Source organism: Streptacidiphilus neutrinimicus (assembly GCF_000787815.1).
GTDB classification, from domain to species: domain Bacteria; phylum Actinomycetota; class Actinomycetes; order Streptomycetales; family Streptomycetaceae; genus Streptacidiphilus; species Streptacidiphilus neutrinimicus.
Genome location: NZ_BBPO01000003.1, coordinates 53934 through 68712 on the forward strand (window position 1 = coordinate 53934; position 14779 = coordinate 68712).

Sequence of the window (14779 nt, forward strand, 5' to 3'; positions counted from 1 at the left end):
GTGAAGGACGGCTCCGACCGCAACGGCCTACGGCTGCACGCTCGATCGGGACCGGCCCGCACGAGCGGCGAGGGTGTCGACGAGGCGTTGGAGCGAGCTGCCGAGGCCCCAGCGGGAGGCGAGGGACTCCAGGGCCATCGGATCGAGCGGCTCGGCGGGGAGGGCCGGGTCGACGTCCGGGAGGGGGAGGTCGGTGGCGACCCGGACGACCTGGGGGGCGACGGCGAGGTAGGCGGTGGCGTCGACGATGCGCTTGCGCTGCGTGGGGGTGAGCTTGGCGGCCGGGTCGACGGCGGCGGCCTGGATGCCGGCGAGGTCGCCGAACTCGGCGAGCAGCTTGGCGGCCGTCTTCTCGCCGACGCCGGGGACGCCGGGGAGGCCGTCGCTCGGGTCGCCGCGCAGCGCGGCGAGATCGGCGTACTGCGCGCCGTTGACCGCGTACTTCTCCATCAGCAGGGTGTCGTCGGTCAGTTGCAGGGTGCCGACGCCCTTGAGCGGATACAGGACGCGCACCTGGCGGGCGTCGTCGACGAGCTGGAAGAGGTCCCGGTCGCCGGTGACGACGTCGACGGGGCCGGTGGCGTGTGCGGCGAAGGAGCCGATGACGTCGTCGGCCTCGTAGCCGGGGACGCCGACCCGGGCGATGCCGAGGGCGTCCAGGACGGCGGAGATGACGGGGATCTGCGGCGAGAGGCTGTCGGGCGTCTCCTCCTCGCCGGCCTCCGCGAGGGCCGGGTCCTCGGCGACGCGGTGGGTCTTGTAGCTGGGGATGAGGTCGACCCGCCACTGGGGGCGCCAGTCGGCGTCCATGCAGGCCACGAGCTGGTCGGGGGCGTGGTCGGCGACCAGCCGGGCGATGAAGTCGAGCAGACCGCGCACCGCGTTGACCGGCTCGCCCTGCGGTGACTGGACCGAGTCCGGCACGCCGAAGTAGGCGCGGTAGTAGAGGCTCGCGGAGTCCAGCAGCATCAGCGTGGGGGCGGTGGTGGCGCCGGGCGCGGTTCGGCTCATGGGCTTCATCTTGCCGCACCCCACCGACAGGACCGTGTCGGACGCGGCCTGAGCCGCTGATGGGCGACCGTCGCGCCGCCGCCGAGCCGCCGCCGAGCCGCCGCTGGCCGCCGCAGAGCCGCTGAGCCGTCGAGTCGTCGAGTCGTCGAGCCGCCGCGCGGCTGTCGCTGAGCTCGCCCGCTTGACACCGTGCGGAGGCCGGAGCACTATCGGGCGCATCGCAGTGTAAACAGTGTTCACTTTGTCGCATCCCGAATCCGGAGGGCCCGCGATGGCCTGGAACGCAGCCGACGTCCCCGACCAGACCGGCAGGGTGGCCGTCGTCACCGGTGCCAACAGCGGCCTGGGGCTGGAGACGGCCAAGGTGCTGGCGGCCCGTGGCGCCACGGTCGTGCTCGCCTGCCGCGACCCGAAGCGCGCCGCCGCCGCGGCCGAGGTCGTCGGCGCGCAGGGCGGCGGCAAGGCGCAGCTGCTCGCACTCGACCTGGCCTCTCTGGCCTCCGTCCGTGACGCGGCCGCCGAGCTGCGCGAGCGCTTCGACCGGATCGACCTGCTCGTCGACAACGCCGGGGTGATGTTCCCGCCCTACGGCAGGACCGCCGACGGCTTCGAGCTCCAGCTCGGCACCAACCACCTGGGCCACTTCGCCTTTACCGGCCTGGTGCTGGACCGGCTGCTGGAGGTGCCCGGCTCGCGCGTCGTCGTCGTGGCGAGCCTCGCGCACCAGTTCGCGCGCGGCGGGGTGAACTTCGACGACCTGCAGTCCGAGCGCGGCTACAACCGCATCACCGCCTACGGCCGGTCCAAGCTGGCCAACCTGCTCTTCGCCTACGAGCTGCAGCGCCGCCTCGACGCCGCGGGCGCACGGACCGTCGCCGTCGCCGCGCACCCCGGCTACTCCAGCACCGAGCTGACCCGCCATCTGCCCGTGTGGATGCAGCCCGCCAACCGGGTCCTGGTTGAGCCGTTCCTCGCACAGCCCGCCGAGCAGGGCGCGCTGCCGCCCCTGCGCGCCGCGACGGACCCGCAGGCGCAGGGCGGGCAGTACTACGGCCCGAGCGGCTTCCAGCAGATGCGCGGCGCGCCGAAGCTGGTGCGCTCCACCCCCGCCTCCTACGACACCGCCGCACAGCGGCGGCTGTGGGCGGTGTCGCAGGAGCTCACCGGGGTCGCCTTACCGGTCTGACCCGCCTCGGGTGGAGGGCCGGGTGGAGCGCCAGGTGGACGGCCGGGTGAACGGCCGTCAGACCAGCTCGGGGCGCTGCCACTCCTCGCCCAGCACGTGGTGGGCGAGGAAGGCCAGCACCGTGCTGTACCAGACCTTGGCGTTGTTGGGCTTGAGCACCCAGTGGCCCTCGTCGGGGAAGTACAGGAACTTCGCCGGGACCTCGAACCGGGTCAGGTCGCTCCAGAGCGCGATCCCCTCGTTGATCGGGACCCGGTAGTCCTTGTCGCCGTGCACCACCAGCATCGGCGTGCGGATCTTCGCGGCGGGGCGGTGCGGCGAGGAGTCCTCGTAGCGCTGACGCCGCGTCAGCGGATCGCCGAAGTGACGCCGCCAGTAGAAGGGCGCGTCGGTGGTGCCGGCGAAGCCGTCCAGGTTCCACAGGCTCGCGTGGGTCACGATGGCCTTGAACCGGTCCGTCTGCGTGGCGATCCAGTTGGCCATGTAGCCGCCGAACGAGCCGCCCATCATCGCCGTGCGGCTCGCGTCCACGTCCTCGCGCGCGAGGGCCGCGTCGGTCAGCGTCATGACGTCCCGGTAGGGGACGCCGCCCCAGTCGCCCCAGCCGCGGGCGTGCATCCGCGGGCCGTAGCCGGTGGACAGGGCCGGGTCCGGCAGCAGCACCGCGTAACCGGCCGCGGCGGCGACCCACGGGTTCCAGCGCCAGGTCCAGGCGTTCCAGCTCATCTGCGGGCCACCGTGGACCCAGAGCAGGAACGGCGCGGGTTCCTCGGCACGGGCCCGCTCCGGCAGGACGAGCCAGGCGCGCAGCGGGTGCCCGTCCTCGGCCGTGGTCTCCACCTCGACCAGGCGTCCCGGCACGGTGCCGACGTCGCCCGGCGCGCGCAGCGTCGTCGGGGTCTGGTCCTGCAGGGCGGCGTCCAGACGCACCGGCGTCGGCGGGGAGTCGATCGCGCTGCGCAGCGCGAACAGGGTCGAACCGTCGGGGGAGACGCGGAGGTTGGTGTAGGCCCCGGACGTGTCCGTGGCGGTCAGCCGGGTGAGCGCGCCGTCGGCGGTGTCGAGCCGGAAGATCGGCGAGCGGCCCAGCTCGTCGGCGACGAAGTACACGACCGTGTCGCCCGGGACGGGCGAGACGGTGACGCCGGCGGGCCAGTTGTCGAAGCCCGGCGCGGCGTCGCGGCCGAGGTCCTGCGCGTCGGTCACGTCCGGGACGAGCCAGAGGGTGCCGTCGCTGCTGACGTCCCAGCCGCCGGGCGTGAAGCGTCGGCACAACAGCGAACGGGAGTCGGCGGTGAAGACCGGGTCGGCGAACTCCACGTCGGGGGAGCCGATCCGGCGCAGCTCCTTGCCGGTGGCCGCGTCGGCGACCACGATCGACTGGCAGAACTCGCCGGCCGGGTAGGGCGTCAGGACGGTGTAGGCGACCAGCGACCCGTCGGGCGAGACGGTCACACTCGGCTCGTAGGGCTCCGTGGGACCGCAGTCGACGACGGGCACGGCGACGGTCCCGGACGCGTCGGCGGCGGCGTCGAGGTCGGCGCCGGAGAGCGCGAAGGCGTGCGGGGTGTCCGGACCGAGGTCGTGGTCCCAGTAGCGCACCTGCGCGGTCTCGTGCAGGACCGCCGAGACCTTCGCCTCCGTGCGCGCCTTGCGCAGCTTCGCGTCGCCCTCGGCGTCCGCGGCGCCCGGCAGCAGACCGGAGACGACGGCGAGCCGGTCGGCCGCGCGGGCGGCGGCGAAGGCGGCGACGCCGCCCGGGCGGGTCAACAGCCGGCGTGCCTCGCCGCCGTCCGAGGGCAGCGCCCACAGCGCCGCCTCGCCGTCCTCCGGCTCGTCCTTGCCGGGATCCGAGACGGGCCGCGCGGAGAGAAAGAGCAGCGCGCCGTCGGCGCGGAAGGCCGGCGCGGACTCGCCCTTCGCCGACCTGGTCAGCCGCCGCGCGGGCCGCTCGCCCTGCGGGTCGACCTCCCACAGCGCGGAGACGGAGCGGGTGCGGTCGGCGGAGAGCTCGGCGACGGAGACGACGAGCCGGCTCCCGTCGGGCGAGAGGTCGAACCCGCCGACGCGGGGGACGGCGAGGAAGGCGTCGAGCGAGTGGAACGGCGTGGCGGGGCCGGTCGGGCTGGACGGTGACTGCGACTGCGTCGTCGCACGGTCGGTGCTGTTGGTCGTCGGCATGCGGACAGTCTCGTCCGCCCGGACCGGCCTGGCGAGGGGGTGGGCGACGATCAGCGTCCGGTGGCCGCGGCTCTGGCCGCGGCCACCAGGGCCTGGGCGAGTCGCGGGTCGTCGTCCTGCTCCGGGTGCCACTGGACGGCGAGGAGGAAGGGCCCGTCGGGGGCGGTGGACTCCAGGGCCTCGACGGTGCCGTCCGGGGCGTGGGCGGAGACCCGCAGGCCCGTGCCGAGCGTCGCGACGCTCTGGTGGTGGTAGGTCGGGACGTCGAGCTTCTCGGTGCCGAGGATCTCGGCGGTCAGGGTGCCGGGAACGGCGGAGACGATGTGGCGGCCGTACACGCCGGGGACGGGCGAGTGGTCCTTGCTGCCGCCCAGCACGTCGGGCAGATGCTGCGTCAGGGTTCCGCCGAGCGCGACGTTGAGCAGCTGCATGCCTCGGCAGATGCCGAGCAGCGGCACGCGCTGGTCGATGGCGGCGTGGATCAGCGCGGACTCCCAGGCGTCACGGGCGAGGGAGTCGGCGTCCGGAGTCTGCGTGTGCGGATCGGCGACGGCGCGGTAGCGCGCGGGCGCGACGTCCGGTCCGCCGGCGATGACGACTCCGTCGAGCCGTGAGACCGCCTCGGCTGCGGCGTCAGGCGCCTCGTCCGGCGGCAGCATCGCCACGAGCCCCCCTCCCGCCCGCACCAGCGCGGCGTACTGCCGCGGCAGCAGCTCCGCGGGGGCGTCGTGCCAGACGCCCCAGGAGGCGTGCGAGACATACGTGGTGACACCGATCAGGGGGCGTGACACGAGAGGACCTCCGAGGTCGGGAGTGTGCGGTCGGGACGTTGCAACCTGTCAGGGGCGCGGGGGTGTGCCCCTGAGGAAGTGCGACTGGCCGCGGGTCATGACAGGAACCCGCGGAGCAGAGCGGCGGTGCCGGCGAGGTGTTCGTGCATGGCGGCGCGGGCGCGGGGTGCGTCGCCGGAGAGGATGGCGTCGACGAGTTCCTCGTGCTGGAGCTGGGAGTGCTGGAGGTTCGGGGGCAGCAGGGGGATGCAGTCCAGCAGGTCGTTGACGGTCGCGCGGACGGCCGCGTACTGCGCGGCGACGGACGGGCTGCCGCTGAGCTCGGCGATGGCGAGGTGGAGGCGGGTGTCCAGGCGGCGGTACTCCTCCAGGGTCGCCGCGCCGGTCTCGGCGAGGAGCTGCCGCAGGCGGTCCGCCTCCGCGCCGCCGGGCGTCCGCTCCGCGCAGAGTTCGGCCGCGCCCAGCTCCAGGACCTGACGGAACAGCAGCGTGTCCTCCAGGCGGTCGCCGAGCTCCTCCACCCGGCGGCGCAGCTCCTCGCCCCCGCTCGCCGCCGCGGGCGAGGGCGCGGGGGCGAGGACGAACGCGCCGCCGTAGCGGCCGCGACGGACCTCCAGGACGCCTGCGTCCTGCAGCACCTTGAGGGCTTCGCGCAGCGTCACCCGGCTGATCTGGAGGCGATCGGCGAGCTCGCGCTCGGGCGGCAGGCGGTCGCCGACCGGCACCAGGCCGAGCCGGATCAGCTGCAGCACCTTCTCGACCGTCTCCTCGAAGGTGTTGCCGGAGCGGACCGGGCGCAGCACCGCGGCGTACGGATCGGCGTGCAGATCCGCCTCGCCGCCCGTCCCGGCGCCAGCCTCGTTCGACGCGCCATTTTCGATCATGGCACCCCCTTCCCTTCCAATGGTACAAGGCCATACCTTTAAAGCGCCCGACCCGGTCCAGATGCACCCGGAGGCACTACTCATGACTTCTCACGCGCCCGCCCGCCGGGGACTGCTGAGCCTCGACGCGCTGCGCGATCTCATCGCGTCAGGAGAGATCCACACCGTAGCCGTGGCCTTCACGGACATGCAGGGCAGGCTGCAGGGCAAGCGGTTCGCGGCCGGCCACTTCCTCGACGAGGTGGTCGCGCACGGCACTGAGGGCTGCGCCTACCTGCTCGCCGTCGACGTGGAGCTCAACACCGTCGACGGCTACGCGATGGCCTCCTGGGAGAGCGGCTACGGCGACTTCGTCCTCCAGCCCGACTTCCGCACGCTGCGCCGCCTGCCCTGGCAGCCGGGCACCGCGCTGGTCACAGCCGATCTGGCCTGGGAGGACGGCACGCCCGTGCCCGCCTCGCCGCGTCAGATCCTGCGGCAGCAGCTGGACCGGCTCGCCGAGCTCGGGCTGACCGCGTGGGCCGGGACGGAGCTCGAGTTCATCGTCTTCCGCGACACCTACGAGGAGGCCTGGGAGCGCGGCTACCGCGGGCTGACCCCGGCCAACCAGTACAACGCCGACTACTCACTGCTCGCCACCGCCCGGATCGAGCCGCTGCTGGCCCGGATCCGCAACGAGATGGGCGCCGCCGGGATGGTCGTCGAGTCGGCGAAGGGGGAGTGCAACCTCGGCCAGCACGAGATCGCCTTCCGCTACGACGACGCGCTGACCACCTGCGACCAGCACAGCGTCTACAAGACCGGCGCCAAGGAGATCGCCTCCCAGGAGGGCGTGGCGCTGACCTTCATGGCGAAGTACAACGAGCGCGAGGGCAACAGCTGCCACGTCCACCTCTCGCTGCGCGACGCCGAGGGCCGTGCCGCCTTCGCCGACGGACAGGGCCACATGAGCGACCTCATGCGGCACTTCCTGGCCGGCCAGCTTGCCGCCATGCGCGAGCTGACGCTGCTGTACGCGCCCAACATCAACTCCTACAAGCGGTTCCGCCCCGGCTCCTTCGCCCCGACCGCGGTGGCCTGGGGCCGCGACAACCGCACCTGTTCGCTCCGCGTCGTCGGCCACGGGCCCTCGCTGCGCTTCGAGAACCGGGCGCCCGGCGGCGACGTCAACCCCTACCTCGCCGTCGCCGCGATGATCGCCGCCGGCCTGCACGGCGTCGAGCAGCGCCTCGAACTGCCCGAGCCCTGCGCCGGCAACGCCTACGAGGCCGACTACGCCCACCTGCCGACCACCCTGCGGGAGGCGGCCGAGCTGTGGGCGGCGAGCGAGCTGGCCAAGGCGGCCTTCGGACCCGAGGTCGTCCAGCACTACGCCAACATGGCGCAGATCGAGCAGGACGCCTACGACACCGCTGTCACCGACTGGGAGCGCTACCGCTCCTTCGAGCGCATGTGAGCCGTGAAAACATGACTGACGTTCTCTCTGATGTTCTGCGGGTATTGAATCCCGCCACTGAGGAGCTTGTCGCCGAAATCCCGGCCACTTCACCCGAACAGGTGGACGCCGCGGTCGAACGCGCCGCGAAGGCCCAGGAAAGCTGGGTCTCCTTCGCCCCCGGCGACCGCGCCCGGCTGCTCCGGCGCTTCGCCGACGGCGTCGACGCCGCCGTGGACGAGCTCGCGGACCTGGAGGTCACCGAGGCCGGGCACACCCTCGGCAATGCCCGCTGGGAGGCGGGCAACGCTCGTGACCTGCTCGAATACGCGGCCGGCGGCATCGAGCGGCTGATGGGCCGGCAGATCCCGGTGGCCGGTGGCCTCGACGTCACCTTCCACGAGCCGATCGGCGTCGTCGGCGTCATCGCGCCGTGGAACTTCCCGATGCCCATCGCCGCCTGGGGCGTCGCCCCGGCGCTCGCGGCCGGGAACGCCGTCCTGCTGAAACCCGCTGAGACGACCCCGCTCACCGCGCTGAAGCTGGAGCGCATCGCGCTGGACGCCGGCCTGCCCGAGGGCCTGTTCCAGGTGCTGCCCGGCCACGGCCGGATCACCGGGCAGGCCATCGTCGACCACCCGGACGTCCGCAAGATCGTCTTCACCGGGTCCACGGGCGTCGGCAAGCAGATCATGGCCCGCTGCGCCGACAAGCTGAAGCGGGTCACCCTCGAACTCGGCGGCAAGAGCCCCAACATCGTCTTCGCCGACGCCGACCTGGCTCGCGCCGCCGCCACCGCGCCCATGTCCTTCCTGGACAACAGCGGCCAGGACTGCTGCGCCCGCACCCGCATCCTGGTCCAGCGCGAGGTCTACGAGGACTTCCTGGCCCTGGTCGCCCCGGCGATCGAGGCCGTCCGCGTCGGCGACCCGCGCGACGCCGCCACCGAGATGGGTCCGCTCATCTCCGCCGTCCAGCGCGAGCGCGTCCGCTCCTACCTGACCGAGGACGTGCCCGTCCTCGCCCAGGGCAGCGCCCCCGAGGGCCCCGGCTTCTGGCAGGCCCCCACGCTGCTCGCGCCGACGGACCCCTCCAGCCGCGCCGCCACCGAGGAGATCTTCGGCCCGGTCGCCGTCGTGCTGCCGTTCACCGACGAGGCCGACGCCCTGCGCCTGGCCAACGCCACCCGCTACGGCCTCTCCGGCTCGCTGTGGACCCGTGACATCGGCCGCGCGCTGCGCATGGCCCGTGGCGTCAACGCGGGCAACCTGTCGGTCAACTCGCACAGCTCCGTGCGCTACTGGACACCCTTCGGCGGCTTCGGCGAGTCGGGGCTCGGCCGCGAGCTCGGCCCGGACGCGCTCGCGCACTTCACCGAGACCAAGAACGTCTTCATCAGCACCGAGGAGTAGGAGAGCCGTGACCACCGAGAACACTGAAGAGGTCGTCTGCCGTCGGCTGGTGGGCCGCACCGCGGTCGTGACCGGCGCCGGGTCCGGCATCGGTCTCGCCACCGCCCGCCGCCTGGCGTCCGAGGGCGCGAACGTGGTCTGCGCCGACGTCGACGAGACGGCGGGCAAGGCCGCGGCCGAGGAGGTCGGCGGGCTCTTCGTCCAGGTCGACGTCACCGACGCGGAGCAGGTCGAGGCGCTGTTCAAGGCCGCCTTCGACACCTACGGCAGCGTGGACATCGCGTTCAACAACGCCGGCATCTCGCCGCCCGACGACGACTCCATCCTCACCACCGGCCTCGACGCCTGGCGCCGGGTCCAGGAGGTCAACCTCACCTCCGTCTACCTCTGCTGCAAGGCAGCGCTGCCGTACATGCAGCGGCAGGGCAAGGGCTCGATCATCAACACCGCCAGCTTCGTGGCCAAGATGGGCGCGGCCACCTCGCAGATCTCCTACACCGCCTCCAAGGGCGGCGTGCTGGCGATGTCCCGTGAGCTGGGCGTGCAGTTCGCCCGCGAGGGCATCCGCGTCAACGCGCTCTGCCCGGGGCCGGTCAACACCCCGCTGCTGCAGGAGCTGTTCGCCAAGGACCCGGAGCGCGCAGCGCGCCGCCTGGTGCACATCCCCGTCGGCCGCTTCGCCCACGCCGAGGAGATCGCGGCCGCGGTCGCCTTCCTGGCCAGCGACGACTCCGCGTTCATCACCGCGGCGGAGTTCCTCGTCGACGGCGGCATCTCCGGCGCGTACGTGACGCCGCTGTAGGCCTGACCTGCCCCTTCGCCCGCCCTGGGACGGTGGTTGGAATCGCCGCCGTCCCAGGCTCGGCAAAAGAGGGGTAAGAGGCCACGGCATGGTGGGGTGGCTTCGGCGGCCACGGCGACGGATGGGGGGCTGAGCGACCGTCATGCAGCGCCACGTGTCGACCCCCGCCCGGACTGGCAGCGGATCGTCGAGGAGCAGGGCCTGGTCTACCCCCTCACGCGCTACCCCGACGACAGCCTGCGCCCGTACTGGGTCGAGTCCGCGTACCACTCCTTTCCTTCTCCCTGGCCGAGGTCGAGGCGATGGAGGAGACGGTCGAGGAACTGCACGAGCTGTGCCTCCAGGCCGCCGAGCACCTCGTCGCGAACGACCGCTTCCGCGAGCTCGGCATCACCGACCCCACCTGGCCGCGCTAGTGCGCCGCTCCCGGTGGGAGCGCGACCGGCAGCCGAGCCTCTACGGCCGGTTCGACCTGCGCTACGACGGCACCGGGCCGGCCAAGCTGCTGGAGTACAACGCCGACACCCCGACCAGTCACCCAAAACCTGCTCCCGGCACGGCTCGACGGCCCCGGCGACATGCTCCGCCACGTCGCGAGGCCGCTGCTGGGCCGCGAGCGCGGGCGTGCTGATCACCGACGGGGCCGGCGCGGCACCGCAGCCGGACGAGGGCGAGCGGTAGTGCTGGCAGGAGTTCGCGCCGCTGCCCGACTTCGACGGCAACCGCACCGTGCTCGGCGCGTGGGTCGTCGACGGCCGGGCTCGGCATCCGCGAGTCCGCGGGGCTGGTCACGGGCGAGTACGCGCGCTTCCTCCCGCCCGTCGTTCTCGACCGGACCGACAGCGCAGGCTGATCGGATGCTTATCGCGTTGCGGGTACGGTGCCGGGTGTGAGTGAGACTGCGCCCCCGCCTGCTGGTTGGTACCCGGACCCCAAGCCCGCCGACCCGGACAATCCGGGCAAACGCTGGTGGAACGGCTCCGAATGGACTGTCAGTACCCGTACCGACGACACCACGGTGTTCATCTCCGGCGAGCCCCCGGCCGCCAAGCGCGTGCGCCGTCCCGGCCCGCTGCTGGTCGGCGCGGTGGCGGCGGTCGTCGGCCTGGGCGTCGGCTCGCTCGTCACCTACTTCGCCATGGACGGCGACGGTCAGAGCGGCACGGCCGCCGGCAGCCGCTCGTTCGCCGGCGGCGGCGGTCAGAACGGCGGCGACGGGCTGAACCCCTTCGGCGGCAGCGGTGGCCACGGTGGCACCGGCGGGTCGAACGGCGGCGGCGGCCAGAACGGCGGCGGCTCCGGCTCCGGGTCCAACCTCGCGGTGGACGTCGCCGACGGCGTCAGCGTCCCGCTCCCGAGCGGCTGGACCGGCGGTACCACCACCGACGGCCACGCCTCCGGCTCCTACGGCAGCTACACCTGCGCCGGCTCCGGCGGCAGCTCGGGTGGCAGTTCGAGCGGCAACACCTGCTCGTACGCGGGTGCGAACACCGAGACCCTGAAGACCCCCGTGAGCACCGGGGTCCAGGCGGCGGCCGAACAGGACATCACCGCGGCCGTCAAGGAGTCCTACGGCGACGTGACCGGCCACCAGGTGCTCCAGGAGAAGGCCGTCACGGTGGCGGGCCGCTCGGGTTACCTGGTCCGCTGGCAGGTCGACGCCAAGGTCGGCAACAACGGCACGGTGGAGACGGTGGTCTTCCCGGACAAGGCCGGCGACAAGCTGATCGCCCTGCACCTCGGCTTCGACATCGCGAACAAGGCGCCGAGCGTCTCCGTCATGGACCAGATCGTCTCCGGCGTCGCCGACTTCTCCGGCGGTTCCCTCCGCGGTGGTCAGGCCCCCGGCACCAGCTGAGCCCCCTTGGACGGTGACCGGTCTTCGACGGTGACCGGTCCACCCGGACAGCCTCGCCGGACTGGCGGTCCTGCGCGGGCCGCCGGAGGCTGGCAGGTGCGCGCGCCATTCGGAGGCTGACGCGTGGCGTGACACCGCCGTCCGTGCTCCGGTGGGGCCGGCCGTGCGCGTCGCGGTACCTCACCGAGGAGGTTCACGATGGCAGCCACATCGAGCGACGCGGGGTCCAGGCCCTCGGGCCGGGGCGGCGGCGCGCCCGCCGTAGCCGCCGTCTTCGCGGGCATCCTGCTTCTGCTCAACGGGATCCTGGGCGTCCTGCAAGGTGCGAGCGCCGTCTCCAAGGACAAGGTCTACCTGGCCACGGCCCGCTACCTGTACCAGTTCGACCTGACCGGCTGGGGCTGGGTGCAGATCGGCCTGGGCATCGTCGCCGTCCTGGTCGGCGCGGGACTGCTCGCCCACCAGGCGTGGGCCCGCTGGGCGGGCGTCGTCATCGCCGCGCTCAGCCTGGTCGGCCAGTTCCTGTGGCTTCCGTACTACCCTTTCTGGGCCGTCGTCGTGATGGCGATCGACATCTTCATCATCTGGGGTCTGACCAGGCCCACCGCGTATCGCGACTTCTGACCGCCCCGACGCCGGGCACCGCCCCGCGGGTCGCGTAGGCTCGCGGGGTGGAGCGCAAGAACATCCCTGACCCGGGGTTCGCGGGTGACGACGGTTCGGCAGACCCTCAGCTGGCGGCGGCGCTCGCGGCGTACGCGTCCGAGCGGACGCCTGAGAACGAGGAGCGGGTGCTCGCGCTGCTCGCGAGCGCCCGGCTGATGGTCCCCATCGTCGCGGTCCTCGGCGAGGTCGAGACGGACGAGCGCGGTCTGAGGCACGAGAAGACCAGTGACATGGCCGTCCCCACGATCCAGGCCCCCGACGGCCGCAAGGGGCTTCCCGCGTTCACCTCGCTGGCGGCGCTGGCCGCGTGGCGCGCGGACGCGCGCCCCGCACCCGTCCCCGCGCCCCAGGCCGTCCAGGCGGCCTGGTCGGAGCAGGCGGACGCGCTGCTGATCGACCTGGCCGGGCCGGTCTTCTTCGAGCTGAGCGGCGCGGCGCTGCGGGCGGTCGCGGAGGGCCGCGCCCATGTCGCCGCGGTGCGCGACCCGGGCGTCGCAGACGAGCTGCGCGCGATCCTCGGCAAGCACGGGGTGGTCCTGCGCGCGCATCTGCTCGCAAGCGAGCAGGCGGACGCCCAACTGGTCCTCATCGTCGCCCCGGACGCCACCCCCGACGCCCTCCAGGCCGTCGCCGCGAGCCTCACCGAGAGCGAGCTGCTCCGCATCCGCCTCGACCGAGGCCTCGACCTGGCGGTCGTCGCCCCGGGCGGCAACGAGCCCGCCGCGCCTTTGTACATGCGGTGACCACCAGGGGCGCGGCGCTCTGCCCACACGCCGCTCCGCCGCGTGGGCGCGGGAACCACCCGGTGCGGATGGTCCCGCACATCCGCACATGGAGGACCATCTGCTCATCGGTGGCTTGTCGCGCAGTTCCGCGCGCCCGAGGTGGCGCAACTCGGTGCGGGAGCGCATCGGACCCGGTCGCGCCCAGGCGGCGGAGCCGCACATCGGCAGAGCCTCGCGCCCCTGGATGGTGCAGTCAGCTGTAGACGGGGCCGGTGAACTTCTCGCCGGGGCCGGCGCCCGGGGCGTCGGGGACGAGGGAGGCCTCGCGGAAGGCCAGCTGGAGGCTCTTGAGGCCGTCCCGCAGGGGCGCCGCGTGGAAGTTGCTGATCTCCGGCGCGCCCGCGGTGACCAGGCCGGCCAGCGCGGTGATGAGCTTGCGGGCCTCGTCGAGGTCCTTGTGCGCCTCGCCGTCCTCCGCGAGTCCCAGGTTGACCGCGGCGGCGCTCATCAGGTGGACGGCGACGGTCGTGATGACCTCGACGGCGGGGACGTCGGCGATGTCGCGCGTGAGGTCGTCGAAGTCGGGGGAGGGGGTCGCGTCGCTCATGGGTCTCATTCCAGAAGAACTGATGTCTCCCCGCAGTCTGCCGGAACCACCCCCGCGAGCGGGAATTCTGCGGTAGCGCGCGACGCTGCTATGCTTGCAAGCTGAGACCGGCCAGGTACCGCTCTGCCGTCCATACGGCTGACGCAGTCCCGGCCCGCAAGTGGAGGCTCCGACTTCCCACCCGCATCGACCTCACGGTCGTCGGGTCAATGGTCCAGACGATGTGGTTCGTCGTGCCGCCCTAGCGGCCGCCGCTCCGCACCGTCGGTTGTGCCATGGAGCTCCGCCTGCGCGTCATGCGGGGCTTTTTTCGTGCCCGCGGTGCACTGTCACAGGTACCGCGGCACGAATGAAGCTCTGTGTGGCGGTACCCAGCCAGCGAACGCGGCTGCCACCCGGCAGGCCGCGGGGTGCAACCGAGGAGGATCCATCAGCACCGAGCCCCGCATCAACGACCGGATTCGCGTCCCCGAGGTGCGACTCGTCGGTCCTAGCGGCGAGCAGGTCGGCATTGTGCCGCTTGCCAAGGCGCTTGAGCTCGCGCAGGAGTACGACCTCGACCTGGTCGAGGTCGCTGCCACCGCACGCCCGCCGGTGTGCAAGCTCATGGACTACGGCAAGTTCAAGTACGAGTCGGCCATGAAGGCCCGTGAGGCGCGCAAGAACCAGGCGCACACGGTGATCAAGGAGATGAAGCTCCGGCCGAAGATCGACCCGCACGACTACGAGACCAAGAAGGGTCACGTCGTTCGGTTCCTCAAGCAGGGCGACAAGGTCAAGATCACGATCATGTTCCGTGGCCGTGAGCAGTCCCGCCCCGAGCTGGGCTTCCGACTGCTGCAGCGTCTGGCGGAGGACGTGCAGGACCTCGGCTTCGTCGAGTCCTCGCCGAAGCAGGACGGCCGCAACATGATCATGGTTCTCGGTCCCCACAAGAAGAAGACCGAGGCCATGGCCGAGGCCCGCGAGGCGCAGGCCGCCCGCAAGGCCGCGGCGCAGGCCGGCGTCACCCCGCGTCGCCAGGGCGGCGGCGACGACGAGGCGACCGACGCGGTCGACGCGGTCGAGACTGCCGACGAGGCCGTCGAGGCCCCGGTGGAGGAGCAGCCCGAGGCTGCGGACGCCACCGAGACGCCGGCTTCGGCCGGCACGGAGGCCGCGGCCGGCTGATCGCCGGACGCGCCTGCACCACCCGGCTCTCCGAGTGCCCACCCGGAGAGT

13 protein-coding genes and 1 pseudogene are annotated in these 14779 nt (G+C 72.7%); 9 read left to right on the forward strand and 5 right to left on the reverse strand.

The annotated features are described in order from the left end of the window. Window positions 1-27: 27 nt before the first annotated feature. Window positions 28-1011 carry a 5'-3' exonuclease gene (locus tag TR48_RS03250; RefSeq protein WP_084728733.1) on the reverse strand — a complete coding sequence of 328 codons (984 nt, stop codon included), beginning with the start codon at window positions 1009-1011 and terminating at the stop codon, window positions 28-30. A gap of 271 nt (window positions 1012-1282) precedes the next feature. Here TR48_RS03250 and TR48_RS03255 point away from each other — a divergent pair, with 271 nt between their 5' ends. Further along, window positions 1283-2197, forward strand: coding sequence for an oxidoreductase (locus tag TR48_RS03255; RefSeq protein WP_042364306.1), 915 nt, complete (start codon window positions 1283-1285; stop codon window positions 2195-2197). Window positions 2198-2254: 57 nt separating this feature from the next. Here the strand turns inward: TR48_RS03255 and TR48_RS03260 are convergent, their stop codons facing one another. From TR48_RS03260 to TR48_RS03270, 3 genes are all read right to left on the reverse strand, one after another. Continuing rightward, the gene (locus tag TR48_RS03260; RefSeq protein WP_042364307.1) at window positions 2255-4378 is read right to left on the reverse strand and encodes a S9 family peptidase; all 2124 of its coding nucleotides are present in this window, start codon (window positions 4376-4378) and stop codon (window positions 2255-2257) included. 50 nt (window positions 4379-4428) lie between these two features. Continuing rightward, window positions 4429-5169: a gamma-glutamyl-gamma-aminobutyrate hydrolase family protein gene (locus tag TR48_RS03265; RefSeq protein WP_042364308.1), complete on the reverse strand. Its 741-nt coding sequence runs from the start codon at window positions 5167-5169 to the stop codon at window positions 4429-4431. A gap of 95 nt (window positions 5170-5264) precedes the next feature. Further along, on the reverse strand, window positions 5265-6053 hold the full coding sequence (locus tag TR48_RS03270) for a FadR/GntR family transcriptional regulator (protein WP_084728734.1): 789 nt from the start codon (window positions 6051-6053) through the stop codon (window positions 5265-5267). A gap of 82 nt (window positions 6054-6135) precedes the next feature. On the opposite strand from TR48_RS03270, the gene TR48_RS03275 reads away from it, so the two are divergent. From TR48_RS03275 to TR48_RS03300, 7 genes and pseudogenes are all read left to right on the forward strand, one after another. Further along, on the forward strand, window positions 6136-7509 hold the full coding sequence (locus TR48_RS03275; RefSeq protein WP_042364309.1) for a glutamine synthetase family protein: 1374 nt from the start codon (window positions 6136-6138) through the stop codon (window positions 7507-7509). 11 nt (window positions 7510-7520) lie between these two features. Then, window positions 7521-8900: an aldehyde dehydrogenase family protein gene (locus TR48_RS03280; protein WP_042364310.1), complete on the forward strand. Its 1380-nt coding sequence runs from the start codon at window positions 7521-7523 to the stop codon at window positions 8898-8900. Between the two features lie 7 nt (window positions 8901-8907). Continuing rightward, window positions 8908-9702 (forward strand): 3-oxoacyl-ACP reductase, encoded by a 795-nt coding sequence (locus TR48_RS03285; protein WP_042364311.1) that lies wholly within the window; start codon window positions 8908-8910, stop codon window positions 9700-9702. Between the two features lie 142 nt (window positions 9703-9844). After that, a pseudogene (locus TR48_RS39990) lies at window positions 9845-10555 on the forward strand (glutathionylspermidine synthase family protein). A 36-nt stretch (window positions 10556-10591) separates the two neighbouring features. Then, window positions 10592-11560: a DUF2510 domain-containing protein gene (locus tag TR48_RS03290; protein WP_161789769.1), complete on the forward strand. Its 969-nt coding sequence runs from the start codon at window positions 10592-10594 to the stop codon at window positions 11558-11560. 198 nt (window positions 11561-11758) lie between these two features. Continuing rightward, complete coding sequence (locus tag TR48_RS03295; protein WP_042364312.1) at window positions 11759-12184, forward strand: DUF7144 family membrane protein; 426 nt, start codon at window positions 11759-11761, stop codon at window positions 12182-12184. Window positions 12185-12231: 47 nt separating this feature from the next. Beyond that, window positions 12232-12969, forward strand: a complete 738-nt coding sequence (locus tag TR48_RS03300) for an SseB family protein (RefSeq protein WP_042364313.1) — start codon at window positions 12232-12234, stop codon at window positions 12967-12969. Window positions 12970-13204: 235 nt separating this feature from the next. Here TR48_RS03300 and TR48_RS03305 read toward each other — a convergent pair whose 3' ends face one another. Next, complete coding sequence (locus tag TR48_RS03305; protein WP_042364314.1) at window positions 13205-13558, reverse strand: DUF1844 domain-containing protein; 354 nt, start codon at window positions 13556-13558, stop codon at window positions 13205-13207. Between the two features lie 357 nt (window positions 13559-13915). On the opposite strand from TR48_RS03305, the gene infC reads away from it, so the two are divergent. Next, complete coding sequence (gene infC / locus TR48_RS03310; RefSeq protein WP_084728758.1) at window positions 13916-14728, forward strand: translation initiation factor IF-3; 813 nt, start codon at window positions 13916-13918, stop codon at window positions 14726-14728. The last annotated feature ends 51 nt before the right edge of the window (window positions 14729-14779 follow it).